Source organism: Streptomyces sp. NBC_00872 (genome assembly GCF_045161915.1).
Taxonomy (GTDB): Bacteria; Actinomycetota; Actinomycetes; order Streptomycetales; family Streptomycetaceae; genus Streptomyces.
Genome location: NZ_CP108806.1, coordinates 5,490,047 through 5,515,921 on the forward strand (window position 1 = coordinate 5,490,047; position 25,875 = coordinate 5,515,921).

Genomic DNA, 25,875 nt, shown 5'->3' on the forward strand with positions numbered 1-25,875 from the left:
AGCACTTGAGCAGCAGTGCGGAATCGGCACCGGCGTCCTACGGCCACGAGCGGCTCTGGTCGGTGGACGACCATCTCGCGGACATTCTCGCCGCGGTGCACCCGCTCGATCCCATCGAGCTGCAACTGCTCGACGCGCAGGGCTGTGTGCTCGTGGAGGACATCACGGTGCCGGTCGCCCTGCCCCCGTTCGACAACAGCTCCATGGACGGCTACGCGGTCCGTACGGTCGATGTCGCGGGCGCCACCGAGGAGTTCCCCGCGGTGCTGACCGTCGTCGGCGATGTCGCGGCGGGCAGCGGTGTCCTGCCCGAGGTCGGCCCAGGGGAGACCGCCCGGATCATGACCGGTGCCGTGCTGCCGCCCGGCGCCGAGGCCGTCGTCCCGGTGGAGTGGACCGACGGCGGTACGGGCGGCGGGGCGGCCACCTCGATGCGCCCGGCCGGGGAGGCACCGGGCGGCGCGAGCGGCGAGGTGCGGGTCTACCGCCCGGTCGAGGCCGGGGGACATGTCCGCTCGCGCGGCAGCGATGTGCAGGCGGGCGATCTGGCCCTGGAGGCGGGTACGGTCCTGGGCCCGCCGCAGATCGGGCTGCTGGCCGCCATCGGCCGCGGTTCGGTACGGGTCCGCCCCCGCCCGCGCGTGGTGGTGCTCTCCACCGGCAGCGAACTGGTCCAGCCCGACGAGCGGCTCGGCGACGGCCAGATCTACGACTCCAACAGCTTCGCGCTCACCGCGGCGGCCAGGGACGCGGGCGCCATCGCCTACCGGGTCGGCGCCGTCACCGATGACGCGGACACCCTGCGCGCCACCATCGAGGACCAGCTCATCCGCGCCGACATGGTGGTCACCACGGGCGGCGTCAGCGTCGGCGCGTACGACGTCGTCAAGGAAGCGCTCTCCTCCGTAGGAGACGAGGACGAGGACGGCGGCGGGGTCGATTTCCGCAAGCTCGCGATGCAGCCGGGCAAGCCGCAGGGCTTCGGCTCGATCGGCCGGGAGCACACTCCGCTGCTCGCCCTCCCGGGGAACCCGGTCTCGTCGTACGTCTCCTTCGAGCTGTTCGTCCGTCCCGCGATCCGCAGGCTGATGGGTCTGGCGGACGTGCACCGTCCGAAGCTCCACGCCACCCTCGCGGCGGACAAGCCGATCTCGTCCCCGGCCGGCCGCCGTCAGTTCCTGCGCGGTGCGTACGACGCCGAGGCGGGCTCGATCACCCCGGTCGGCGGCGCCGGATCCCACCTTGTCGCCGCACTCGCCCATGCCGACGCGCTGATCGTCGTCCCGGAGGACTCGGTCTCGGTCGAGCCCGGTACGGACGTCGAAGTGGTCCTGATCGGCCGATGAGCCCGTCTGGCGGTACCGTGTCTGCCCACACAGGCCCTACGGGCCCAAACCGGGAGCGCCACAGCTAATGACTGTGTTTTCCCGGGGGGAGACCCCCGGACCCCCTCAGCAGGGCGGCTTGACCCATGTCGACGAGTCGGGCGCGGCCCGTATGGTCGATGTCTCGGCGAAGGAGATCACCGCGCGCACCGCACGCGCCAGCGGCCGGGTGCTGGTGTCACCCCGCGTCGTCGAACTGCTCAGGGGCGGGGGCGTGCCCAAGGGGGACGCGCTCGCCACCGCCCGTATCGCGGGCATCATGGGCGCGAAGCGGACCCCCGAGCTGATCCCGCTCTGTCATCCGCTGGCCGTCTCGGGCGTCACGCTCGACCTCGCGGTCGTGGACGACGCCGTCGAGATCCTCGCGACGGTCAGGACCACCGACCGTACGGGCGTCGAGATGGAGGCGCTGACCGCCGTGTCGGTGGCCGCGCTCACCCTCGTGGACATGGTGAAGGCGGTCGACAAGGGCGCGGTCATCACGGACGTACGGGTCGAGGAGAAGACCGGCGGCAAGTCGGGCCCCTGGACCCGCAGCCCGGAGCCGCCCGGCACCGCGGCACAGGGCGAGGCGGACGGAGCCGGGTCATGACCGCGCAGGCGGGCGGGGACCCGCGGAACACGCCCCCGAGACGCACGGCCGACGCCGGGGAGCCGGCGGTATCGCCGGTCGCGGGACCGGAGGGTTCGAGGGTCCGCCGCGCGCTCGTCGTCACCGCGTCGAACCGCGCCGCCGCCGGTGTCTACGCCGATACGGGCGGCCCCATTCTCGCCGCGGGCCTCGCCGCGCTCGGCTTCTCGGTCGACGGACCGAAGGTCGTCCCCGACGGGGACCCCGTCGGGGAGGCCCTGCGCGAGGGCGTCGCCGCCGCGTACGACGTCATCCTGACCACCGGCGGTACGGGTATCTCACCCACGGACCGCACCGCCGATGTCACCCGGCGCGTACTCGACTACGAGATCCCGGGCATCCCCGAGGCGATCCGCGCCGAGGGCGCCGTGAAGGTCCCCACCGCCGCGCTCTCCCGTGGTCTGGCGGGTGTGGCCGGGCGGACCCTGATCGTGAACCTGCCGGGCTCGGCCGGCGGCGTACGCGACGGTCTGGCCGTGCTCGACCGGCTGCTCGTCCACGCCGTGGACCAGATTCACGGCGGCGATCATCCCCGTACCGATCACACCCGTACGGATCAGCCCAGTACTGGTCAGTCCCGTACCGATCAGATCAGTACCGATCACCCCCGTACCTCCGGATGAACCCGTCCTGGCCCGTGACGCTGGTGGACGGCGATATCGCCCTCCGCCCGATAAGGCTGCGCGACCAGCGCGCGTGGCGTGAGGTGAACCGGCGCAACCGCGACTGGCTGCGCCCCTGGGAGGCGACGATTCCGCCGCCGCCCCCCGGGGGCCCGGTCGCCCAGCGCCCCACCTACCGTCAGATGGTCCGCCATCTGCGCGCCGAGGCCGCCGCGGGCCGGATGCTCCCGTTCGTGGTCGAGTACCAGGGACGGCTCGTCGGCCAGCTCACCGTCGCCGGGATCACCTGGGGATCGATGTGCTCGGGGCATGTCGGCTACTGGGTGGACCGCGAGGTCGCCGGCCGCGGCGTGATGCCGACCGCCGTCGCGCTCGCGGTCGACCACTGTTTCCGTATGGTCGGGCTGCACCGCGTGGAGATCTGCATTCGCCCGGAGAACGGGCCGAGCCGTCGGGTGGTCGAGAAACTCGGATTCCGCGAGGAGGGGCTGCGTCCGCGCTATCTCCATATCGACGGGGCATGGCGGGACCATCTCGTGTTCGTGCTGACGGCCGAGGAGGTGCCCGACGGGCTGCTGCGCCGGTGGCGGCAGGCGCGACCGGGAACGCCCAGAAAATGAAATACTTGTTCGATAATGATCGGCATATGACTATAAACTGATCTGAACAGTCACAAAAAAAGTCCGTGATATCAGCCAGATCGTGCGACACACCGGCTCAATTGGCCGATGCCCTCGTGCGAACCCCTCTACGGTGTGAACCGTGAGCAGCAGCGGCCTCATCTACGCAGTCATCGTCGGGGCCTGGGCCGCCTACTTGGTGCCGATGTGGCTCCGCAGGCAGGACGAACTCAATGAGGCACGTCCGACGGAACGCTTCAGTACCGCCATCCGGCTGCTGTCCGGACGGGCGGCCATGGAGCGCCGTTATGCCAAGGAGCTTCAAGGGCGCGCCGCCGAGGAGGCGGGGTCCGGCGGGGAAGCGGACGCCGGCACGGAGTCGATGAGCTCCGTCGACGTCCGGTCCTTCGCCGCGCCCCCGGCCCGTACGGAAGCCCGGATGGAGATCCGCGCGGACGTCCCCGCACCGGCCAGGTCCGCACCGTCGCGCCAGGCACCCCGGCCCGCACCGGCCCGTTCAGCGCGGGCGTCCGTGCCCGCGCGGCGCGCGCGCCCCTCGGGAGCCGCGGCCGAACGCGCCCGGCGCGCGCAGCGCTTGCAGGTCCTCGCGCGTCGGCGGCGTACCACCGTGGTCCTCTTCCTCGCCTTCACGCTCGGCGCGATCGTCGCGGCGGTCGGCGGTCTCGGCTTCCTCTGGGCCCCGGCGGCCCCGGCCGTACTCCTGAGTACGTACATCGTGCATCTGCGCGCCCAGGAGCGGAGACGCTTCGCGTTCACGATGGACCGGCGCAGGGCCGAGGCCGCAGCGCAGCGGCTCCGCGAGAACCGTCCGCGCCGCCATCAGCCCCAGACGGCCGCCGTGCGCGAGCCCGACGAGGAGCCCGAACCCCGCCCCGAACCGGAACCGGCACCCACGGTCTCGCCGCAGGAGGCGGGCCGCCGCGCCCTGGTCGAGCAGACCGACCACGCGGAGTGGGTGGACCAGCAGCGCGAACGCGGTCCGGCGAGCGGCGAGAGCTGGGAACCGGTCCCGGTCCCGCTTCCCACCTATGTCACGGCCCCGGTCGCCCCCCGCGCCACCGGCGGTGTCGAGGTGGGCGACCCGGAGACCTGGAGCGCGGCCCGTTCGTCCACCGCCGAACCGGCCCCGGACGCCGCGGCCGCACCCCGCACCCCTCCGCCCCGCCGCTCCCGCGACCGAGGCAGAACCCCTCTCTTCGACCAGTACGACGAAGAGGCCCGCCCCCGCGCCGCCAACGAGTAACCGCCCCCCGCCCCACCCGTGACCAGCCCCCCAACGGATTTCCGAGCACGGCGGCGATGGTGCTAAGGTTTCACTCGTCGCAAGGGCCTGTGGCGCAGACTGGTAGCGCACCTCGTTCGCATCGAGGGGGTCAGGGGTTCAAATCCCCTCAGGTCCACCGCACAGCTGTTCTTGGGTTGGCTCAAGAGCAGTGACGAGATCCCGTCCGATCGAAAGATCGGGCGGGATCTCCGTCGTTTCAGGGGCCGTTCGATGCCGGGTGGCCTGGGGCATGCCGTGATCGACCGCCTTGTAGCCCAAGTCATGGCTGCCTCCCGTGGGACTGGCGGCGCTCCGCCGCAGTGATCAGGATGCCGAGCAGCGCCGCCAGATCGGCCGCGCCCTCGGCGTCGTCGGCCCAGCGAGTGGTCTGGAGCGGGTGCACCTGGTCGATCACCGTTGCTTCGCGGGCCAGGACGAAGGCCAGCGCCAGCATGGCCGCGCGGGCGTTGCCGTCCTCGAACGGGTGGAAGAAGAGGACGTCGAGATAGGTTCGGGCGGCGCGTGAGGGGAGGGGCAGGTCCGGTTGAGTGCTCTCGGACAGGCACTGCTCGAACCTCGCCCGCGTGTCCGCAGTGATGCCGTAGCGCTCCCGCCCTCCCTTTGCGAAAGCCGGCATCGTACGGAAGGCGGCCGGGCCCTCGCCCAACACGGTCTGCTGCCAGTTGGCCAGGAGAGCGAACGTCAGCCGATCGCCCCCCTCCGCGCCTGCCAGGACTAGGTCGAGCGCTGCCAGGACCCTCGTGGTTCCCTCGGTATCCCGGCCGCCACGGGTTGTGCTGAAGAAGTCCCGGAAGGCGTCTCGGTGCGATCCTTCATGGCGGAGGTGGGCACTGCTCCAACGCGGCCATGAGATCTGGGGACGGATACGCAGCCAGCCGGCGAGGGCGTCCTTCGGGCAGTCAGGGGCGGGCATCATCCGGTCTCGCCCAGGGCACGGGCGAACTGCGAACTCACCGCGTCGACCACCGTGGCGTCCGGCGCGATCCAACTGCCGAACCGGCCGCCGATCGCGGTCTTCACGATCTCCCGGGCGCGCTCCTCGTCGACGCCGTTGTAGGCGAGGAACCAGCCGAGCACCTGCTCACAGTGTCCGTACCAGCCGCTCTCGGCCTGCGTTCGGTCGGCCACCACAGTGACCAGCCGCGTGCAGGCCCGCTCCCAGTGCCAGGGATCCGCCGTGGCCTCCTCCGGGTGCGACGGTGGCGCCAGCGCGGTAAAGCGGTCCGCCAGATCCACCAGCCAGTCACGCCACTCACACAGGCCGGCGACAACGAGAGGAGCCGTCTCGTCCGCCGTCGTCACGGAATGGGAGGTGCAGCACCACGCGCCGACGATCCCGCCATCGGTGTCGCCCTCACCTATCGACCAGTTCCACCCGCAGGCCCACCGGCCGTATCGGTCCACCAGGAACTCGCTGACGGGGACCAGCGAGCGCCAGCGGTGCTCTTCGGCGGCCTCGGAGCTGGGCAGCAAGGGAGCAACAAGGCCGGTCAACGTCTTCGCGGCATCCTCGTCCAGCACGAACGGATGTCGCGACGGATCCACTTCCGTCCAGGTCAGGGTGTGTGCCCACAACTCAGTCACCACGCCACTCTGCCGTGTGCGACCGCTTCAACTCCACCCAGTTCTTCCCATCCGGGTCGCCTCGTCGGAGGCGGCTCGTGGGCATCGCCTGGACAGCGCGGCTGCGTTGAACAGGTCGGGACCTCTCCGCGATGCCTCCCGCCCGTGGTGCGCCCCCTTGTGCGCCTGTGGTGTGTCTGTGCGCCGGGGCGTTGAGGTGAATTCGCCTTTGCGGGGCGCATGAGGCGCGGCACAGTGAGGGGGATCAAAAGGGGGAACAATATGACTACTCCGCCTGCGGACAACGGCAACGGCGTCGGGGACGATGACGTGCCGCATGTGCCGCGTCAGCCCGGTGAGCCGGAGGATTCCGCCGGGGTTCCGGCGCCGTCCGCCGAGGAGCAGAACGCCGCCACCCGCTATATGTGCACCGGAGTGCGCCTCTACGAGGGCTTCGCGCGCACCGTGATGAACGAGATGAGCCGGGAGCGGATCAAGGCGCGGGCGCCTTCGTACGGAGTCGATCTCGACCAGGTACGCGAGCACGCCCAGGACTCGCTGCGTGACCTGCGGGAACGGGACCGGTATGTCGCCGCGGCGTTTCTGCTCTCCCTGGTCCTGGCGCCCGCCGCCACCGTCATCTACGTCCTCACGGCGGGGGTCATGGGCGGCGGCCTCCAGCAGCGGCTGCCCCTGAAGGGGCGCCTTCCGGCCGGGTCGGCGGGTCACGCGTATCTGACCAAGCCCTCGGACTCGGTGGTCACGACCCTTCTGAGTCCGCTGTTCTTCCAGCTCCTGATGCTGGTCATCGCCTGCCTGATCGGCCAGAACGTGCTGTGGTCGGTGCCGAACACGGTCATCTCGTATCTGCTGAGCCTGGTGCTGCTGGTGGGGTGCCCCTGGTACTTCACCTACCGGCAGCGTGACGCGGCCTGGAAGGTCGTCAGGGAATGGCTGCGGCCCGGTTCCCAGCTCGTCGGCGGGGAGGCCGCCGACGACACCAATCTGATTGTCTATAGCGGTTTCTCGCCATTCGTCGGGGCTGGGGTACAGGCCAGCTCATGGTCGTTCGCCAGCCGTCTGATCCCGAAGGGCGCGACCCCGGGCAGCGCCGTGAAGCCGCCCCCGGTGCCGTTCGGATCGTCCGAGCTGGTGGAGCGGCTCAGCGCCGATCTGCTGGAGCTGCGCGCGCAGTCCCCGGTCTCGTCGGACGGTATCGCGGGCATGCGGGTGCGCGAGAAGGTCTTCGTGCACGGCTCCGAACTGCTGAACACCAAGCTCCTCCGCCGCGCCGAGATCTGGCCCGGCAGAGGGGTGGGAGCGGGCAGGAAGCGCCCCACCGACCAACTGCCGCAGAAGACCGTCGAGTCCGTACGCGGACGCATCGACGGCCCGGTCAGGCACTGTCTGTCCGTGCAGATCCGGAGCTGGGGCACGGATCTGGTCCTCACCGTCTTCGTCCAGGTCGCGGTGAACGGCGGGACGCTCTATCTCCAGACCGACACCAGGGTGCTGCCTCCGGTCAAGGAGGAGTTCCGGGTGGCCGACTCGCTCAGCGCCGTGGAGAGCGACGAGGAGAGATGGCGCAGGATGGGCGACGCGCTGCTCGCCGCCGGCTCGGTGGCGCTGACCTCCGTGCCCCATGTCATCGGGGAACTGGGCGCCGGCCGGCGGCTGGAGCGCTGGGAGGAGGAGCAGCGCTGGGCCATCCGCCACGACGCGCGGTACGACTACGGCGCGCGCCTCAGTCTGCGCGAGGTCGCCGCGTCCCCCAACTACCGCAACTTCTTCCAGTTCGTGGATGTGACCAGGGCGGGCAAGCAGGTCGAGCTCCAGGTGCTCGGCTCCGTCATGAACTTCCTCGCGGACCACGGCCTGGACACCAGTGATCTGGACGCCCGCAGGACGACGATCCTGAACAACGGCGTGATGATGTACGGCGGTTCGGTGACCGGCAGTATCGCCGCCGGAGCAGGGGCGGCGGCCACGAGCACAGGTCTCGCGGGCGGCGGCGGCCGTGGCGCGGGCGGTGGACACGGCGCGGCGGGGCCGGCGGGCGCGGCGGCCTGATGGGACGCCGGGATCGGATCCGGCGGAATCGGATCCGGCGGAATCGGATCACGCGTCGTACGGCATGTCGGACGAACGGGAAGGGTTTCCCATGGGCGAGGGCCCGCAGGTGAACGAAGGCATCGTGCTGAGCGGGAACGCGCAGGTGCACGGCAGCGCTCTGGCGGCGGGCCGGGGAGCGACGGCGACCACGCACAACACGGGCGCCGACGCGGCCACCGTGAGCGCCGAGGCCGTGCGGGCGGCCCTGGAGACGATCGCCGAACTGAAGCGCCGTCTGGACGAACCCGGTCCGGGCGCGGGCACCGAGGCGGATACGGGCGCCGCGGCGGACGTGGAACTCTCCGTCGACCGGAGGCGGGAGGCCAGGGCGGCGGCGGACGCGCTGGAGGAGGAGCTCACGGCCGGTGAGGTGGACCAGGAACGGGTCGCCGGGCGCCTGGAGCGGCTGCGTACCGCCGTGGGCAACGCGACGGCGCTGCTCGGCCTGGTGGCCTCCGCACAGGAGAGCATCCGGGCCATCACGGGCGGCTGATCACCGTCGGCTCATCATGGACGGTCCGGACCGGTCGATCCGGTACGGACCGTCCGAGCGGTCGCCACGGTAGCGGGGAAATGAATAAGTCTCGTACTGGGGAACGAAATTGAGGAAGTAATGGCCCGAAGAAGCCACCGTATTCGCCCACTTGGGTGACGCGGGCTCACGGAAATTCTCCGGAGGCCACTACTGTGCCGGAACATGACCTCTACCAACGCCGCGTCGGGCCGCGCCCAATACGCGTCTCTGCTGGGCACCCTCTCGGTGATTCCCTGGACCAGCGATCCCTCCAGCAGCGAGCGCAACGCGCCTTTTCTGCTTGCCTATTCGCTGGGGGACGGCCGGGGCGGTCCTGAGGCGGGGGAAGAGGCGATGCGCGCCGTTCTCCAAGAGATCGGGCTGGATCCCGGCGGTGATCTGGTCGATGTCGCGAACGCGCCCCATGTCTCGGTCAAGCTGTTGGTGGAGGCGGGGCGGGCTGTACTGACGATGCCGTATCTGAACGCGCAATGCCTCGTCCCGCCGGAATGGGAGCAGGACGCGCGGCAGTACGGTCAGGTCTATTTCCTGGTCGCCACCCGTCCCTGGGCGGACGGTACGCCGGGCAGGCCGATGAGCGAGGAGCGGCTGCGCGCCTTTGTCGGCGACGCGGACATGCTCGCGGGCGCCGCGCACTGTCTTGTGCCGGTCAGCAGTCTGCGCGGCTGAGGCGAAGCGGACATCATGACCACTGTATTGGCCCGCGGCCGTGGCTCATCGGCCGAGGAGACGGCCGACAGCGCCGACGGGGTATGGGGCGGCACCCGGGCGTTCGCGCTGCTGCTGGTGATCACCGGTGGCGCGGGGCTGCTGGCCGCGTGGGTCATCACCCTGGACAAGTTCAAGCTGCTCGAAGACCCGGACTTCACCCCGGGGTGCAGTCTCAACCCCGTGGTCTCCTGCGGCAACATCATGAAGAGCGACCAGGCGTCGGTCTTCGGCTTTCCGAATCCGATGCTGGGGCTGGTCACTTACGCCGTGGTGACCGGGATCGGCGCGGGGCTGCTGGCCGGGGCGCGTTACCGGCGCTGGTTCTGGCTCGGGCTGAACGCGGGCACGCTCTTCGGCGTCGGGTTCTGCACCTGGCTCCAGTACCAGTCGCTCTACAACATCAACTCGCTCTGTCTCTGGTGCTCCCTGGCCTGGGTCGCCACCATCGTGATGTTCTGCTACGTCACGGTCCACAATGTCGAGCACCGGATCCTGCCCGCCCCCGCCGGTCTGCGCGGGGTGCTGAGCGAGTTCCACTGGGTGCCGCCCGTGCTGTGGACCGGTGTGATCGGGATGCTCATCCTGACCCGCTGGTGGGACTTCTGGACAAGCTGACCACGGAGGTCCGGGCTCATGGGCACGGAAGGCTCATGGGCACGGAAGTCCGGGCCCTCGCGGGCCCGGCGGCTTCCGGCGGAAAAGCTCGGGAAAAGCTCCGGAAAAGCTCTGGAAGAGATCCGGAAGAGATCCGGAAATGTCCTGGTCAGAGGTCCTTCAGAGCCCCTTCAGCGGCCCCGGGGAGTCACTTGCCGAGCGAGAGCCCGCCGAGCAGCTTGCCCGCGTCCGCGAGCGCGCCCGCTCCCTTGCCGGCTCCCTTGCCCTTGCCCTTCGCCTTCCCCTTCCCCGCGGTCTTCTTGTTCAGCCCGTCCGTGGTCTTCTTCACCGCGTTGACGACCGAGCCCTCGTTCTCCGTGTCCAGCGCGTTGGTCTTGAGCGGCGAGCCGTCGCGCAGTCCGTGGCTGGCCACGGCGTCCAGAGCGCCGTTCAGGCTGGCGGGGGTGAGGGGGGCATCGGCGGCGAAGGCAGGGGCGGCGGCACCCAGAGCCAGGACGGAACCGGCGACGACCGCGGCGATCTTCATGGGCTTCATAGGGGGAATCCTTCTCTCAGCGGTGCTCGGATGACGAAACAACTCTCGTTTCACACGGGCCTCTTGGGGTTATCCCGGGGTGGCCTCGTCATGAGTAACGATTCCTCAGCGCGGCGGAAACTCCGTCAGGTGCGAATTCTGGACGGGCCACTCGAATGAAGGGGACCCGCGCGTTCCTCGTATCGAATGCGCCTCCGTGTCGTTGAGGGCGAAGATCCTCGGAACTCCGCACCCCTGGGATCACCCCTCGGATCACCCCTGGGATCACCCCTCGGACAAAGCAGAAGAGCCGCTCCGCCCCCGAGGGGACGAGCGGCTCTCGCGTGTTTACGTCTCAGGCGATGACGGCCGCGGTCAGTTGTTGACGCAGACGTTCCCGAAGGACGGGTTGAGCAGACCGATGATGTCGATGGTGTTGCCGCAGACGTTCACGGGCACGTGGAGCGGAATCTGGATGACGTTGCCGGACAGGACGCCCGGGGAACCGACAGCCGCGGCCTGCGCGTCGGCGTCGGCGAAGGCGACGCCGGAGGTGCCGGCGACAGCGGCGGCGGCCGCGGTGGAGAGAACAACAGCCTTGGCGATACGCGACATGGAGAAGCGCTCCTCGGTCGTAATGAGATGGCATAAGCGCCGGGCGCGTTTGCCCGACTTATGCATCAACGCCTGACTGGGCCATCGGTTGCGCACCCGAATGAGTGACGCTCCCCCAGGAGTGCGCCCCGGTCTGGTACCGGGGGAGTACCCGGGCGGCCGTACCCCGGAGTGTTCTTGTACGGTCAGCGCTTTTCAGCGCGTCTGACGTGATTTTCACTCCGCCCTCTGTAAAGGTGCCTTCTTGTTTCGGTCTTCGAGACGGAGAGCTGTATGCGGAATTCGGCGGTTCTTTCTGTGAGACGCGGTTGGCTGTGCGGCCTGCTCTCTCTCGCGGTTGCGGCGGTGGCCTTTTCCGCCGCACCGGTTACCGGGGCGGGGGCCGAGGAGGATTCCCGTATTCCCTTCGGCAGGCGCTATCACGTGGTACAGCACGGGGGGATCGCGAGGGCGGCCAATTCGGCGATCTCCTGCCGGACCGTGACAGCGAAAACCCCTTCGGACTGTGTGTCCGCCCGCGCCGGTGCCGCCGCGGCCAATCAGAGGTTCGAGATGTTCTACACGGATGTCGACAAGGACCCGAACACCTACAACTCCACCCGGGCCCGGCTCCGGCTCCCGGCGGGCTCCCGGGTCAGTTACGCGCGGCTGTACTGGGGCGGGAACCTGCGGGTCGGAGAGCAGAAGCCGCCCAGGGACAACGGCCGGGTGCTGTTCGCCGAACCGGGCGGGCGGTACAAGTGGGTACGCGCGGACACGAGGATCGGCCACCGTACGGGCGGTGGCGCGGACGCCTTCCAGGCGTCGGCGGATGTGACGCCCCTCGTCAGGACCAGCGGTCCCGGGATGTACACCGTGGCTCAGGTCAATGTCGCCATGGGGCGTTCCGCGATCGGGGCCTGGGGCGGCTGGAGCCTGATCGTCGCCTATGAGAAGCGCGGTGCCCCGCTGCGTCATCTCTCGCTCTGGGACGGATTCGAATCGCTCACCACGGACCGGGCGAAGGCGGGTATCGACGTCGGCAAGCTACGCGTGCGCCGGGGCGCCGCCGGGCGGCTGGGAGTCGTCGCGTACGACGGGGACCGGGGAATCACCGGTGATTCGCTTACCGCGCAAACCAATCGCGGTAAGCGAGTGAGACTCTCCAACAAAGCCAATCCATCAGATGATGTGATGAATTCCAGTATTACGGAGTTCGGTGCGCCATCGATTGAACGACAACCTTCTTATACGAACACACTCGGCTATGACGCGGACGTGTTCGACCTGCGTGGTGCTTTTGTCTCTGGCGGTGATCGGCTTAGCGTTCGATTCAGCAGTAAGCGTGACTCCGTCTGGCTGGGTGCGTTTTTCGTAGAGGCGGAAGCACGGAGTTGACGCCGGGCGTGTTCAGCCCGCTCCAGAGATCGCTTTCCTGTAGTGACGAGTGGAAAGAGTTGCGCGTGCAGGCACAACGGCGCCGTTCCGGGACCGGCTTCACAGCACTCCATCTCGTTCAGCCGGTCGACGGCGGAGTGGCCCGCGTGGTCCTTGATCTGGTCGGCGCCCAGGTGGGCGCCGGAGTCCGTGTCGCCGTCGCCTGTCCCCCGGAGGGGCCGCTCGCCGAGGCGGCGGCCCGCCGGGGGGCCGAGGTCCATGTCTGGCGGGCGGGCCGCAGCCCCGGACCGGGACTGCTGGACGAAGTACGGCAGGTCGGGCGGCTGGTCGGGCTGATCCGCCCTGATCTGCTCCACGCCCACAGCGCCAAGGCCGGCCTCGCGGGACGGCTCGCCGTCCGGGGCCGGGTGCCCACCGTCTTCCAGCCGCACGCCTGGTCGTTCGAGGCGGTCGGCGGGGTGACCGGCCGGCTGGCCAGACACTGGGAACGGTGGGCGGTCCGGTGGACCGACCGGGTCGTCTGCGTCAGCGAGGCCGAGCGGCGCACCGGTGAGCGCGCCGGGATCCACGCCTCCTGGTCCGTCGTCCACAACGGGGTCGACGTCGGACGGTTCGGGGGCGGGGGCGGGGGCGCTCACGGAAACGGGAACGCCGGTGGAGACGCCCGCGGAGCCGCGCCGGACGGCGCACCACCCGGGCGCGCGGGCGGCACACACCCCGGTGCCACCGACACCGCGCTCTCCGAGAGTGCCGCGGCCCGTGCCTCCCTTCCCCTGCTCGCCGCGCTGGAGCCGACCGCTCCCGTCGTGGTGTGCGTGGGACGGCTGTGCAGGCAGAAGGGGCAGGACATCCTCCTGCGGGCCTGGCAGCCGGTCGTACGGCAGTTGCCGCAGGCACGGCTCGTGCTCGTCGGCGACGGTCCCGACGCCGACACGCTGCGCGCCACCGCCCCGCCGTCGGTGCTCTTCGCGGGAGCCGTACCGGACACCGCGCCCTGGTACCGGGCGGCCGATCTGGTGGTCCTGCCGTCCCGCTGGGAGGGCATGGCGGTGGCCCCGCTGGAGGCCATGGCCAGCGGCAGGCCCGTCGTCCTGAGCGATGTGGACGGGGCCCGCGAGAGCCTGCCGCCCGGCCGCGAAACCCTCTGTCTCACCCCGCCCGAGGACCCGCCCGCGCTGGCCGCCGCCGTGAGCACCCTGCTCCGCGACGGATCACTGCGCGAAACCATCGGCCGCCAGGGCCGGCAGCACGTACTCAGCACCTATGACGTGCGGCAGACCGCGCAGGCCATCGCGGACGTGTACCGCGAAGTCGCCGCCGTGCCGCGCCCCGAGCGCAGGGAGCCGATCCCCCAGTGACCACGGAAAGCACCAGCGTGCCGCCGCCGTCCGGGCCCGCCAGGGCGACGGGACAGCCCGCCAGGGCCACGGGACAGCGCATCGGGCGCGTCTCCGTCGCCCCTCCACGGGAGACCCCCGACCGCGTCGCACTGCCGCCACGGCGGCCCGCGAGCGGACCGCCCCGCACCGGGCCGGCGCTGCTCGTGGTGGACGCGCTCGCCGCCGTACTGTCCGTCGCCCTCCTCGGCGACGAGCGGCGCGACACCGTCCTCGCCGTCCAGCTCGCCGTCTGGGTGACCGCGCTGAACGCGCTCGGCGGGCTCTACCGGCCCGGCGTCGTCCCCTCGGCGCTGGACCGGCTGCCCGCGCTGGCCGCCCGGGTCGCCGCCTCGTGGTGCGCCGCCGCGGCCGTACTCGCCGCGCTCCTGCCCACTCACACCCTGGACATCACGACGCTCCTCGGCGGCGCCGTCGTCCAGCTCGCCCTGGCGTGCGGCGGACGTTCACTCGTCCACGCCCGCCGGCGCGTGACGGCGCGCAACCGGCCGCGGTCCGCGCTGGTCGTCGGTACGGGCATGGCGGCACGGCGGCTGACGGCGCTGCTCCTCCAGCATCCCGAGTACGGACTGCGGCCCGTCGGGATCGTCGCCGCCGGCCAGGACGACGGCGCGAACGGCGGGCGCGGCGGCGGCGGTACGGACGTCCCCGCGCTGCCGGTGCTGACCTCCACCGAGGGGATCCACCGGGCCATCATCCAGAACGGTGTCCAGGAGGCGCTGTTCATCGGCTCCGGCCACGGCGATCCCGGTTCGGGCTCCGGCTCCGGGCCAGGCGCGCGTCCCGGTGCCGGTCCCGGCGACTATCTCGATTCCGCGTTCGGCGATCCGGCGTTCGCGGGGCCCGGGTTCGGCGGCTCCCGCGAGGGTACGGAGCGGTCCCCCCTGGTCGCGCTGTTCCACGAGTACGGCTGCGCCACCTCGTTCATCGGCGCGGGCCCCTGGGACACCACCGCCCCGGCACCCGGTATGGGACAGCATCTGTGGGGATTCGCCTGGCGCCGGGTGGAGCCGCCGGCCGCGCGCCGCCGCGGCACGGTCGCCAAACGCCTGCTGGACATGGCGATCGCGGTGCCCGTCCTGCTGGCGATCTCACCGGTGCTGCTGATCTGCGCTCTGGTCGTACGGTTCGGCGACGGCCCCGGTGTGCTCTTCCGCCAGGAACGGATCGGCCAGAACGGCCGCCCCTTCACCCTGCTGAAGTTCCGTACCCTGCGCCCCGCCGACGACCACGAGGCCGCCACCCGCTGGAACATCGCCAACGACCTCCGGCTGAGCCCGGTGGGCGGTTTTCTGCGCCGTACGTCGCTGGACGAGCTGCCCCAGCTCTGGAACGTACTGCGCGGTGACATGAGCCTGGTCGGCCCGCGGCCCGAACGCCCCTTCTTCGTCGCCAACTTCAGCAAGACCCACCCCGGCTACGCGGCCCGCCACCGGATGCCCGTCGGTATCACCGGACTGGCACAGGTCCACGGGCTGCGCGGTGACACCTCCATCGAGGACCGGTCCCGGTTCGACAACCACTACATCGACCACTGGTCGCTCTGGCAGGACGTGTGCATCCTGCTGCGGACCGCGGTCTCGCTGGTCCGTCCGGCGGGAAGCTGATGACCGCCGACGCCCTCGGCGTCCCGCTGCCGGCCGCCCGCCGCCCGCGACGGGCGGCCCCGGCGGGTCCGGGTCCGGCGGGCCGGGCCGGCTCCTGGCGGCGGTTCTCGCAGCGGTACGCGGCGGTGCTGCCGGCCGTGGCGGTCGTCGCGCTCATCGCCGTACCGGCGGCTCCGGCGGGGGACGGCTCCGCCGGGTCGGGGAGCGTCGCGGACGCGGCCTCCGCGCTGCTCGTCGTCTACTGCCTGGTCCGGGTACTGCGCGAGCGGGCCCGGCCGCTGACCCGGACCGCCGCGCTGGTGCTGGGACTTCCGGTGCTGGGGGTGACCGTCGCCGCGCTCACCGCGCACGAGCCCGCGGCCACCCTGCCCGGCCTGGCGCGCTATCTCCAGATCTTCGTGCTGGTGCCGGGCGCGCTGCTGCTGCTGATCCGCGACCGCGCCGACTTCCGGCTGGTCGCCGGGGCCGTCGTCGCTCTCGCGCTGGCGCAGGGCTCGATCGGGGTCACGCAGTATCTGACCGGCACCGGAGCCTCGTACATGGGGGAGAACATCCGCGCGGTCGGCACCTTCGGCGCCACCGACGTCATGGGCATGGCCACGGTCGTCGCGTACGGACTGGTCATCGCGGTCGGCTTCGCGCTGGCTCCGGTGCCCGCCGTACGCGCTCCCGGCGACGGTCCCGGCCCCGGCCGCGTCGACGGTCACGGCGTGCGGGGTCCCGCTCGCGTCGGCGGTCACGGTGTACGGGGCCCCGGCCGGCAGCGGGCCGTCGCGCTGGTCTGCGCCGGGCTGCTGACCGTACCGCTCGCCCTGTCCTTCAGCCGTGGCGCCTGGATCGCCACGGCCGCCGCCGTCGTCGTCCAGCTCACGCTCTCCGGGGTGCGCAGGGCGGTCGTGGTCGCGCTCTGCGCCGGGGCGCTCGGAGTGGTCCTCGTCGGCGGACTCGGTATCGGCTCGCAGATGATCGGCGAGCGACTCGACAGCATCACCCAGGTCGCCGACGCGCCCGACCGGTCCGTCGCCGACCGCTACACGATGTGGGCCGCCGCCACCGACATGTGGCGGGAGCGGCCGGTCACCGGCGTCGGACTGAAGGGCTTTCCCGCCCACCGCGACAGCCACGCCTCCCTGGGACTCTCCTCGGGCAGCGACACGGCGGGGGCGGGCCTCGGCTTCCAGCGTCAGCCGCTGCTCTCCCCGCACAACATGTATCTGCTGGTGCTCAGCGAGCAGGGCGTGCTGGGGATCACGGCCCTCGCGGCAAGCTGGGCCGCGCTGCTCGTCCTCGCACTGCGCAGACTGCCCGGTCCGCGCCGTTCGCGCGACGGACACCGAGGCCGCGGGGGCCACCGCGGCGGAGACTGCGCCCTCGCCGTCGTCGGACTGCTGGTCTGGCAGCTCGTGGACTTCAGCTACGCGGACATCGGCGGGCCGTCCACCGTGCTGACGGCCGTGATGTTCGGACTGGCCGCGTGGTGGGCGCTGGGTCCGGCCCGGGGCCTGTCCGGGGACCGTGACCGTGAGACCAGGAGCGGGGCAGCCTCCGCGTGACCGATACGAGGCAGCCCCTGCCCGCGGTACCCCCGCCCTCGCCCCCGGTGTCCCCGTCCGCCTCCTCCGCGCGGACCCCTACGGAGGCCCCTTCCGGGACCTCCGCGCCGGAGCCGTCACTCCCGTCGCCGGAGCCCTCGCCGTCCTCGGCGTCCTCGGCGCCGGAGCCTTCGCCGTCCTCGGCGCCGGACTCCCGGGAGGGTTCCGGCGCGCGCGGCGCCTTCTCCTCCGGGCGGTTCCTGGCTCGGGCCGCGTTCCTCACCGCCCTGCTGACCGCCGCCGGGGCCCTCCTCGGTCTCGTCCGCGACCAGACCATCGCCCATCTCTACGGCGCGGGTCCCGACACCGACGCCTTCCTCGTCGCCTGGACCGTCCCCGAGGTAGCGGCCACGCTCCTCATCGAGGACGCCATGGCCCTGATCCTCGTACCGGCCTTCAGTCTGGCGCTGGCCCGCCGGGCCGCCGGGCCGCCGCCCGGCCAGGACCCCGTACTGCTTCTCCTGCGGACGACCCTGCCCAGGCTCTGTCTCGCCCTCAGCGCGGGCGCGGCCCTGCTGATCGCCACCGCGCCCTGGGTGGTGGCCGTCCTCGCGCCCGGTCTGCCCGAACCGCGGCTGGCCGTCGACTGCACCCGGCTGACCGCGACCTGCGCCTTCACCTTCGGCATGGCCGGGTACTGCAGCGCGGCACTGCGCGCGCACGGCAGTTTTCTCGCACCCGCGATGATCTACGCCGTCTACAACACCGCCATCATCACGACGATGCTGGTGGTCACCGACCGCTGGGGGGTACGGGCCGCCGCCGCCGGGGTCGCCCTCGGCGGGGTGCTGATGGTCCTCGTCCAAGTGCCGTTCCTCTGGCGCAGACTGACGGAGCGCCGGCCCGTCGCCGACAGCGCCGCGAAGGGCGAGGGGAGCGGACCGCCCGTCGCGCTCGCCCTGCTCGCGCCCGTCGTCGTCTTCGCGCTCAGCAGGCAGTCGCAGGTCCTCATCGAGCGGTTCCTCGCCGCGCCGCTGCCCGCCGGTGCCATCTCGCATCTCAACTACGCGCAGAAGGTCGCGCAGATCCCGATGACGCTCTCCATGATGCTGTGCACCGTCACCTTCCCGGTGATCGCACGCGCCATGGCGGCGGGGGAGACCGACCGGGCGCGGCGGCGGGTCGAGCGCGATCTCGCGCTCGCCGGGATGATCGTGCTGGTCGGGGCGGCCACGGTGATCGCCTGTGCGCCGCAGATCATCGAAGTGCTCTTCCAGCGCGGCGCCTTCGACCGGGCCGACACGGCGGCGACCGCCGATGTGATGCGGGTCTACGCGCTCGGTCTGCTCGGCCACACCCTCGTCGGCGCGCTGGTGCGCTGCTACTTCTCCGCCGCGCGCCCGCTCTGGTTCCCCGCGCTCGCCATGCTCACCGGGCTCGCCGTGACCACGGGCGCGGGCACCCTGCTCGTCGGCGTCTGGGGCGTGCTCGGTATCGCCGCGGCCAACGCCCTCGGCATCACCCTCACCGCCGCCCTGATGCTGCACGGCGTCGGCCGCCACAGCGTGCCCGTCGACATCCGCTCCATGACCGGCGGACTGGTCAAACTCAGCTCCGCCGCCGCGGCGGCCACCGGCTCCGGCTGGCTCTGCGGAAACCTCATCCCCTCACCCGTACTGGGCGCCACGGCGGCCTGCGCGGCCGTCGCCGCCGTGTTCCTCGTCATCGCCCGCGCCCTTCAGGCGCCCGAGATCGACACCCTCCTCCGCCCCCTCACACGAAAGCTCGCACATGCCCGCTGACACGGTGTCCCCCGGCCCCTTGTGGGCAGCCATGTACCACTCCGTCGCCGACACCACCGACGACCCCTATCAGGTGACCGTCTCACCGGCCCGGCTCGAACGGCAGTTGCGCTGGCTGAGCCGGCGCGGACTGACCGGCGTCGGTATGGAGCGGCTGCTGCGCGCACGCGCCGAGGGCCGCGGCGCCGGACTCGTCGGACTCACCTTCGACGACGGATACGCGGACTTCCTGGAACGTGCCGTACCGCTGCTCCGCGGATACGGCTTCACCGCCACGGTCTTCGTCCTGCCCGGCCGTCTCGGCGGTACGAACGAATGGGACAGGCTCGGCCCCCGTAAGCCCCTGCTCACCGCGGACGGCATCCGCGAAGCAGCCGCGGCGGGGATGGAGATCGGCTCCCACGGACTGCGCCACACCGATCTGACCAGGGCCGACGACACACTGCTCGCCGCCGAGACCGGGCGGAGCAGGGAACTGCTGCGAGCCCTTACCGGCGCCGAGGTGAGCGGCTTCTGCTATCCGTACGGCACGGTCGACGCCCGGGTCGTCGCGGCCGTACGGGCCGCCGGTTACACCTACGCCTGTGCCATCAGCCCCGGCGCGCTGACCGGGATGCTCGCCCTGCCCCGGGTCCATGTCGGCGAGAGGGACACCGGAGCGCGGCTGCTTCTCAAACGGCGGCTGCACCGCTGGCGCCGCCGGCCCGTCCCGGCCGCGGAGTACGCCGTGTACGCCGACGCCCTGGTCGGCACGGGCGGGAGGACGGGACCGTGAGAGTGCTGCACATCATCACCGGCCTCGGAATCGGCGGTGCCGAGCAGCAACTGCGGCTCCTGCTGAGCCGGCTGCCGACCGAGAGCGAGGTCATCACCCTCACCAACCCCGGTCCGGTCGCCGAGGGCATCGTCGCCGACGGCGTCCCCGTCACGGATCTCGCCATGACAGGCAACAAGGACCTCGGCGCGCTGCCCAGACTGACCAAGCTGGTCAAGCAGGGGCGGTACGACCTGGTGCACACCCATCTCTACCGGGCCTGTCTGTACGGACGGTTCGCGGCCCGTCTCGCGGGCGTACGGACCATCGTGGCCACCGAACACTCCCTGGGCGCCGTACAGATCGAGGGCAGACAGCTCTCCACGGGCGCCCGCGCGCTCTATCTGGCGGGCGAGCGCCTCGGCACCGCGACGGTCGCCGTCTCCGCCACCGTCGCGCGCCGGCTGGAGCGCTGGGGGGTGCGCCACGACCGGATCCATATCGTGCCCAACGGCATCGACGTCGGGCGCTTCGGCTACGACGAGAGCGCGCGCCGCGCCGCCCGGAGCCGTCTCGGACTGCCGCAGGACGCCTTCGTGGTGGGCGGTGTCGGACGGCTGACCCCCAGCAAACGCTTCGACACGCTCGTACGGGCCGTCACCGAACTGCCGGGCGCCAGGCTCCTCCTGGTCGGCGACGGACCGGAGCGGGAGCGGCTGCGGCGGCTGGCACGGCGGCGGGGAGCGGCCCACCGGATCCTGCTGCACGGCGCCTGTGAGGATCCGCCGCGGGTCCTTCCGGGGTCGCCGGGCGGGGACTTCGAAGGATCATCGGAGAAGCCGTTGACCGGGCCGTCGACCGGACAGCGGACCGGACAGCGGACCGGATCGTCGACCGGGCCGTCGACCGGGCCGTCGACCGCGCCGTCGATCGGGCCTTCGGACGGATCGCCGGACGGATCGCCGGGAAGGCCGCACCTCGGGTCCGATCTGCCGTCCCTGCTCGCGGCCATGGACGTCTTCGTCTCCACCTCCTACGACGAGGCCTTCGGACTCGCCGTCGTCGAGGCGCTCGCGGCCGGACTGCCGGTGCTCCATGTCACCTGCCCCGCGCTGCACGACCTGCCGGCCACCGACGCTCCTGGAGCACGGCAGATCAGCGGTTCCGTACCCGAACTGGTCGCCGAACTGCGGCGGTTCGAGGAGACGGGTCCGCGCCGGCTGCCCGTGCCCAGGGCCGCGCGCCACTACGACATCTCCCACAGTGCCGAACAACTGATGACGGTGTACGGGCATGCCGTGCGCGGTACGGCCCCCACCCGAGAGGTGAGTTGATCATGAACCAGTCGAGTCCTCCGCGGCGCCGGGCCGCGCGGCGCATTCCGGTGTCGGCGAGGCTGAAGGCGCTGCCCGTCTGGGGGATCGTGCCGGCGGCGGCGCTGACCGGGGCGCTGGCCGGGGGCGCGTACGGACTGCTGCGCACCCCCGAGTACCTGGCCACCAGCTATGTCCTGGTCGTACCGACCGAGAAGTCCGACCCGGCCGCGGCCCTCGGATTCGCGACGGCGTACGGACGGATCGCCTCCCAGGTGGCACTGCTCGGTGACGCGCCGGTCTGGTCCGGGGTGTCGGTGGAGACCCTCAAGAAGAATGTGCGGACGGCCACTTCGCCGGACGCTCCGATGATCTCCGTGACGGCGACCTCGTCCGAGGCGGCCACGGCCGTGAACATGGCGGACGGCGTCGCGCGCTCCCTGGTCGTCAACGGCACCCACTTGCAGGGCAGTACGAACGTACGGGTGCTCCAGTTCTCCCGGGCGGTCGAGCCGACCGGTCCGGTCTCGGCGTCCCCGCCCCTGGCGACCCTGGTCGGCGCGAGCGCGGGCGGGCTGCTCGGCGGGCTCGGTCTGCTGGTCAGGCCGAGGCGGCGGGCCGAGCAGGTCCATGTGACCGTCCCGGGCCCGGCGACGGCATCCCAACCACAGCCGGAGACAGTCTGATGCACACAGAATCGAGACGGGCGACCGGAATGCCCTCGGCGGCGGCCCGCACGCGCTCCGCCGCCGCGCCCTCCGTGTCTTCCGCGTCCCCCATGCCCTCCGCCCCCCTCACCTCTTCCTCCCCGTCGGCACCGTCCGCCTCGTCCGTCTCCGGGTCGGTGTTCACCACGGAGGTGTGCCGGGACATCGGCCGCTTCGCCGCGCTCGGTCCCGACTGGCACACGCTGCACCGCCGCTCCCGTAACGCCACCCCGTTCCAGAACCACGCCTGGCTGCACTCCTGGTGGGTGTCGTACGGCACGCCGGGCCGGCTGCGGGTCGTGCTCGTACGCCGGGGCGGACAGCTGGTCGCGGCGGCGCCGCTGATGCTGGTCCACCGCCCCGTCCCTGTCCTCGTACCGCTCGGCGGGACCATCTCCGACTTCTCCGACGTCCTGCTGGACGACCGCTGCCCCGAGGCCGCGGCGGCCGCGCTGGCCAGAGCGCTGCGGGAGGTGGCCCGTACGGCGGTGATCGATCTGCGGGAGGTACGGCCGGGCGCCGCGGCGGAACGTGTCGTCGCCTGCTGGAGCGGGCCGCGCCGGCAGCTGCCCGACTCGGTCTGCCTGGAGCTGCCCGCCGTTCCCATGGACGAACTGCTCGGCAGGCTCGCCTCCTCGCGCGCCCAGCGCTTCCGCGCGAAGCTGCGCAAGCTGGACTCGCTCGGTATCGACGAGCGGGTGGTGCCCGAGGAGGAGATCCCGCTCGCGGTCGCACGGCTGCTGGAACTGCACCGGCTCCAGTGGCAGGGGCGCGGGGTCACCGCAGAGCATCTCAGTACGCGCTTCGCGAACCATCTCAGCCGTTCGGTACGGGCGATGGCCGGGTACGGCGACGCGCGCGTGACCGAGTTCCTGCTGGCCGGGGAGGTGCTGGCGGCGGATCTCACCCTGATGTCGGGGACGCTGGCGGGCGGCTATCTGTACGGGGCCGATCCCGGGCTGCGCGCCAGGAAGGTGGATGTGGCCACCATGCTGCTGCGGAGCGGGGCGCGGCAGATCGGCGGGAGCGGACGCACCACGCTGAGCATGCTGCGCGGCAACGAGCCGTACAAGCACCACTGGCGCCCGGAGACCGTCCGCAATCAGCGCTACCTGCTCTCCCGGCCCTGTCTGGAGCCTTCGCTGCGGCTGCTGATCGGGCATGCGGCGGCCCGGGGGCGGGCCGCCGCGCTGGTCAAGCGGATGCGCCGGGACTGAGCCTCAGGAGCCGAGTCTGCGCCACCAGGTGAGAGGGAGGCAGACCTTGCCGCCGAGCCATCCCTCGATCCAGGGACCGAAGTCCATCGGCGTACAGACCGGCGGACGGGCGGGCAGCCCGGCCGGCACGGGCGTGGGACCTGGCGCGGGTCCGAGTGCCGGTGCCGGGGTGGGCGTCGGGACGGGAGCGGGCTCCGGGACGGGGACGGGCTCCGGCGCGGCGGGCTCCGGAGCGGGGGTCCCGGAGGTCTCGGGGGACGCCGGGGTCGGCGTCGGAGTGGGCGTGGGTGCCGGAGTGGGTGTCGCTGTGGGTGTCGGCGCCGGTTCCGGCACCCGGCCGTAGAGCATGGACCGGTACACCTTCGACGACTCGGGATTCTCCTCGCACTGCCACACGCCGTGCGGACAGTAGTCGGTGACGGTGTTGTAGAGCGGTTTGTACGTGTCGATCCACTGGAGCATGCGTCGCATGTATTCGGGGTTGTCACCGTTACGGAAGAGGCCCCATTCCGGATAGGAGATCACCTTTCCATGCGCGGCGGCGAAGTTCACGTGGTGCCGGAGTCCGAAGGGCTCGTCGACCTGTTCGTCGAAGGTCCGGCCCGGCGGCTGGTCGTACGAGTCCATGCCCATGATGTCCACGTAGTCGTCGCCCGGATAACACGCCGTCCAGGGAATGTCGTCCAGCCCCCGGTTGGGCGCGAAGTCGAAACGGAAATTCTGCCCGGGTACCGCGCGCATGGCGGTGACGATGCGCTGCCAGTATCTTCTCCACGCCATCGGGGCGGGGCCGCAGCGATGGGTGTACGTGTTTCCGTTCATCTCCCAGCCGAGCACGATGACCGTGTCCGGGACACCGAGGCGGACGAGGCGCCGGGCCAGGGTGGTGAAGTGTCCGTCGTACAGCCCCGCCGCGCCTTTGAACAGCTCACGGCGGACATGCGAGTCACGTACCCGGTCCTCGGTGTGCTCCAGCATGGGGACGTTGAGCACGAACATGCGGTTGTCCCTGGCCTTTCGCCATTCGGCCCAGTCCGCCAGGAATTCCGGGGCGCCCTCGATGTTGGACCACACGTCCCCCGGCAGATAGCTGTGCCCGACCCGCAGTTCCGTACCGCCGAGCCATTTCTGCATGTCGGCGATGCGTTCGACGCCTTTCGGACCGAAGTCGAGATACGCGCCTGTCGCGGGAGCGGATGCCTGCGGAGGCTTGTGGCCGGACGCGGTGTCCGGATCGTTCGCATCACCCGGAGCGGACAGCGCCGTGCCCGAGGAAAGGAGGCCGGCCATGACCACACCCAGACACGTGGCGGTCAGCCGTCGACGTCGATGGGACATATACAAGCTCCTTGCGAGTTGAGCTCTCTTCCGTGGCCGCGAGCCGTGGTCACGCTCCTTCAAAAGTATTTCTAATGAGCCGAACGAGAACCCGGCCTGGCGTTCTAGTAGTCCGTTCGTGAATTTCATCCCCCGCTTGGGCCATCGAATTGAAGGACACCACTGTGCCGAGCTTTGACACCCGTGTTCCCGCCGTACTCATGAGGCTCGACCAGAACCCCTTCCACCACGGGACGCTGGGCGCCGTCCGGTCTCTCGGCCGGGCCGGGATCGAGGTGCACACGGTGGTCGAGGCCGCGCGCGGCCCCGTGGGGCACTCCCGCTATCTGCGCCGCACCCACCCAAGACCCGACGGCTGCCGGGATCTGGCGGAGATTCAGCGACTGCTGCTCCAGGTCTCCGACCGGCTCGGGACGCCGGCCGTGCTGATCCCCATGGACGATCTGAGCGCCATCACCGTCGGACAGCTCCAGTCCCGTCTGACCGGCCGTTATCTGCTGCCTGAACAGCCGTCAGGACTGCCGGAGCGGGTCGCGGACAAGGCGGAGCTGGTGGGAATCTGCCGGGACCTCGGCATCCCCCACCCGAGGACGGTGATCCCCGGCTGCGCGGCGGAGGCGGCGGACGCCGTCCGCTCGCTCGGACTGCCGGTCATCGCGAAGTGGAGCCGGCCGTGGCTCCTTCCCGAGGCGGCCGGGCTGCGCAGCACCGTGCTCGTACGCTCCGCCGACGAGGCCCGTGAGCTGTACGGACGCAGCGCCGAGGCGGGCAGCAGACTGCTGCTCCAGGAGTTCCTGCCGCACGGCCGGGGACTGGACTGGTTCTTCCACGGATACAGCGGCGCCGGAGGCGAGTGCCTGGTCGGGGCGGCCGGCCGCAAGGAGAGATCCTGGCCGGTGGGGGCCGGGCTGACCGCGGTGGGCACCTGGCTGCCCAATCCGGCCGTGGAGCGGACGGCCCGTCAGATGGTCTCCGCGCTCGGCTACCGCGGGATCCTCGATCTCGACTTCCGCCGTGACACCGCGACGGGCGCCTACCATCTCCTCGACTTCAACCCCCGGCCCGGCGCGCAGTTCCGGCTCTTCACCGACCGCTCGGGCACCGATGTCGTACGGGCGCTCCATCTCGATCTCACCGGCCGGGCCGTCCCCGTACAGGCCGCGGCGCACGGCAGGACCTTCGTGGTGGAGAACTACGCGCTGCTGTCGGCCCTCTCCGTCCTGCCCTCCGGCCGCGCGCGGGGCACCGGACGCCTCGGGCACGACGGTGTGCACACCGCGGGCGCGGACGGGCGCGGCGGGGCGGCGGACCGGTCCATGGCCATGGAGGCCGCGTGGTTCGCGCTGGACGATCCGCGGCCCGCGTACGCCATGGCCGTCGCCTTCGGACTGCACGCGGTACGCAGGGGCCGCAGCGGGCTGGGCCGGGTGCTCGGGGGTATCGCGACCGACCGGCGCAGGGGTGACTTCGGGCGTCACGATCCCGCGCTGCCGAGGACGACCCCGGTGCTCAGGCGCGGACGCAGCCCGGCCGGCTCCGTCCGGGGCGTCCCCGTGTCGCAGCGGCCCTGATCCCGGCCCGGCCTCGGAGCGGTCCCCGAC

Annotated in this window: 24 protein-coding genes and 1 tRNA gene; 20 read left to right on the forward strand and 5 right to left on the reverse strand. The window is 71.4% G+C overall.

Annotation, left to right across the window (positions count from 1 at the left end; genetic code table 11):
• The first annotated feature begins 5 nt into the window (after positions 1–5).
• From glp to OG214_RS23670, 6 genes are all read left to right on the forward strand, one after another.
• A complete protein-coding gene (gene glp, locus OG214_RS23645) occupies positions 6–1,346 on the forward strand; it encodes a gephyrin-like molybdotransferase Glp (RefSeq protein WP_405985871.1) in 1,341 nt (446 codons plus the stop codon).
• 67 nt (positions 1,347–1,413) lie between these two features.
• Positions 1,414–1,977, forward strand: a complete 564-nt coding sequence (gene moaC / locus OG214_RS23650; RefSeq protein ID WP_382855872.1) for a cyclic pyranopterin monophosphate synthase MoaC — start codon at positions 1,414–1,416, stop codon at positions 1,975–1,977.
• Positions 1,974–2,639, forward strand: coding sequence for a molybdenum cofactor biosynthesis protein B (locus OG214_RS23655; protein ID WP_405985872.1), 666 nt, complete (start codon positions 1,974–1,976; stop codon positions 2,637–2,639). The genes moaC and OG214_RS23655 overlap by 4 nt, the downstream gene beginning before the upstream one ends.
• Positions 2,636–3,259, forward strand: a complete 624-nt coding sequence (locus OG214_RS23660) for a GNAT family protein (protein ID WP_363081041.1) — start codon at positions 2,636–2,638, stop codon at positions 3,257–3,259. The genes OG214_RS23655 and OG214_RS23660 overlap by 4 nt, the downstream gene beginning before the upstream one ends.
• A gap of 142 nt (positions 3,260–3,401) precedes the next feature.
• Positions 3,402–4,523 (forward strand): gephyrin-like molybdotransferase receptor GlpR, encoded by a 1,122-nt coding sequence (gene glpR, locus OG214_RS23665; protein WP_405985873.1) that lies wholly within the window; start codon positions 3,402–3,404, stop codon positions 4,521–4,523.
• A gap of 83 nt (positions 4,524–4,606) precedes the next feature.
• Positions 4,607–4,680 (forward strand) — tRNA-Ala (locus tag OG214_RS23670).
• Positions 4,681–4,824: 144 nt separating this feature from the next.
• Here OG214_RS23670 and OG214_RS23675 read toward each other — a convergent pair.
• Positions 4,825–5,481 carry a Fic family protein gene (locus tag OG214_RS23675; RefSeq protein ID WP_405985874.1) on the reverse strand — a complete coding sequence of 219 codons (657 nt, stop codon included), beginning with the start codon at positions 5,479–5,481 and terminating at the stop codon, positions 4,825–4,827.
• Positions 5,478–6,149 carry a hypothetical protein gene (locus OG214_RS23680; RefSeq protein ID WP_405985875.1) on the reverse strand — a complete coding sequence of 224 codons (672 nt, stop codon included), beginning with the start codon at positions 6,147–6,149 and terminating at the stop codon, positions 5,478–5,480. The genes OG214_RS23675 and OG214_RS23680 overlap by 4 nt, the downstream gene beginning before the upstream one ends.
• Positions 6,150–6,410: 261 nt before the next feature.
• Between OG214_RS23680 and OG214_RS23685 the strand changes: the two genes are divergently transcribed.
• The 4 genes from OG214_RS23685 (at position 6,411) to OG214_RS23700 (ending at position 10,101) form a co-directional block, all read left to right on the forward strand.
• Complete coding sequence (locus tag OG214_RS23685) at positions 6,411–8,198, forward strand: hypothetical protein (RefSeq protein WP_405985876.1); 1,788 nt, start codon at positions 6,411–6,413, stop codon at positions 8,196–8,198.
• A gap of 91 nt (positions 8,199–8,289) precedes the next feature.
• Positions 8,290–8,733, forward strand: coding sequence for a hypothetical protein (locus OG214_RS23690; RefSeq protein WP_405985877.1), 444 nt, complete (start codon positions 8,290–8,292; stop codon positions 8,731–8,733).
• 204 nt (positions 8,734–8,937) lie between these two features.
• Entirely contained in the window at positions 8,938–9,444 is a 507-nt protein-coding gene (locus tag OG214_RS23695) for a DUF5949 family protein (protein WP_363081047.1), read from the forward strand.
• A 15-nt stretch (positions 9,445–9,459) separates the two neighbouring features.
• Positions 9,460–10,101, forward strand: coding sequence for a vitamin K epoxide reductase family protein (locus OG214_RS23700; protein ID WP_405985878.1), 642 nt, complete (start codon positions 9,460–9,462; stop codon positions 10,099–10,101).
• A 187-nt stretch (positions 10,102–10,288) separates the two neighbouring features.
• Here OG214_RS23700 and OG214_RS23705 read toward each other — a convergent pair whose 3' ends face one another.
• Both OG214_RS23705 and OG214_RS23710 read right to left on the reverse strand, forming a co-directional pair.
• Positions 10,289–10,636, reverse strand: a complete 348-nt coding sequence (locus tag OG214_RS23705; RefSeq protein WP_405985879.1) for a hypothetical protein — start codon at positions 10,634–10,636, stop codon at positions 10,289–10,291.
• A gap of 354 nt (positions 10,637–10,990) precedes the next feature.
• Positions 10,991–11,230 carry a chaplin gene (locus OG214_RS23710; RefSeq protein ID WP_363081050.1) on the reverse strand — a complete coding sequence of 80 codons (240 nt, stop codon included), beginning with the start codon at positions 11,228–11,230 and terminating at the stop codon, positions 10,991–10,993.
• Positions 11,231–11,503: 273 nt separating this feature from the next.
• On the opposite strand from OG214_RS23710, the gene OG214_RS23715 reads away from it, so the two are divergent.
• The 9 genes from OG214_RS23715 (at position 11,504) to OG214_RS23755 (ending at position 22,936) form a co-directional block, all read left to right on the forward strand.
• Entirely contained in the window at positions 11,504–12,607 is a 1,104-nt protein-coding gene (locus OG214_RS23715; RefSeq protein ID WP_405985880.1) for a DUF3344 domain-containing protein, read from the forward strand.
• Between the two features lie 65 nt (positions 12,608–12,672).
• A complete protein-coding gene (locus OG214_RS23720) occupies positions 12,673–13,965 on the forward strand; it encodes a glycosyltransferase (protein WP_405985881.1) in 1,293 nt (430 codons plus the stop codon).
• Entirely contained in the window at positions 13,962–15,611 is a 1,650-nt protein-coding gene (locus tag OG214_RS23725; protein WP_405985882.1) for a sugar transferase, read from the forward strand. The genes OG214_RS23720 and OG214_RS23725 overlap by 4 nt, the downstream gene beginning before the upstream one ends.
• Complete coding sequence (locus OG214_RS23730; RefSeq protein WP_405985883.1) at positions 15,611–17,164, forward strand: O-antigen ligase family protein; 1,554 nt, start codon at positions 15,611–15,613, stop codon at positions 17,162–17,164. Before OG214_RS23725 ends, OG214_RS23730 begins: the two co-directional genes overlap by 1 nt.
• Positions 17,161–18,945 (forward strand): lipid II flippase MurJ, encoded by a 1,785-nt coding sequence (locus tag OG214_RS23735; RefSeq protein ID WP_405985884.1) that lies wholly within the window; start codon positions 17,161–17,163, stop codon positions 18,943–18,945. The genes OG214_RS23730 and OG214_RS23735 overlap by 4 nt, the downstream gene beginning before the upstream one ends.
• Positions 18,935–19,720, forward strand: coding sequence for a polysaccharide deacetylase family protein (locus OG214_RS23740; RefSeq protein WP_405985885.1), 786 nt, complete (start codon positions 18,935–18,937; stop codon positions 19,718–19,720). The genes OG214_RS23735 and OG214_RS23740 overlap by 11 nt, the downstream gene beginning before the upstream one ends.
• Positions 19,717–21,033 (forward strand): glycosyltransferase, encoded by a 1,317-nt coding sequence (locus OG214_RS23745; RefSeq protein ID WP_405985886.1) that lies wholly within the window; start codon positions 19,717–19,719, stop codon positions 21,031–21,033. The genes OG214_RS23740 and OG214_RS23745 overlap by 4 nt, the downstream gene beginning before the upstream one ends.
• Positions 21,034–21,035: 2 nt before the next feature.
• Positions 21,036–21,698: a lipopolysaccharide biosynthesis protein gene (locus OG214_RS23750; RefSeq protein WP_405985887.1), complete on the forward strand. Its 663-nt coding sequence runs from the start codon at positions 21,036–21,038 to the stop codon at positions 21,696–21,698.
• A gap of 92 nt (positions 21,699–21,790) precedes the next feature.
• Positions 21,791–22,936, forward strand: a complete 1,146-nt coding sequence (locus tag OG214_RS23755; protein ID WP_405985888.1) for a GNAT family N-acetyltransferase — start codon at positions 21,791–21,793, stop codon at positions 22,934–22,936.
• A 3-nt stretch (positions 22,937–22,939) separates the two neighbouring features.
• On the opposite strand, the gene OG214_RS23760 is transcribed toward OG214_RS23755, so the two are convergent.
• A complete protein-coding gene (locus tag OG214_RS23760) occupies positions 22,940–24,274 on the reverse strand; it encodes a glycoside hydrolase family 26 protein (RefSeq protein ID WP_405985889.1) in 1,335 nt (444 codons plus the stop codon).
• A gap of 164 nt (positions 24,275–24,438) precedes the next feature.
• Here OG214_RS23760 and OG214_RS23765 point away from each other — a divergent pair, with 164 nt between their 5' ends.
• The gene (locus OG214_RS23765) at positions 24,439–25,845 is read left to right on the forward strand and encodes an ATP-grasp domain-containing protein (protein ID WP_363080560.1); all 1,407 of its coding nucleotides are present in this window, start codon (positions 24,439–24,441) and stop codon (positions 25,843–25,845) included.
• Positions 25,846–25,875 lie beyond the last annotated feature (30 nt).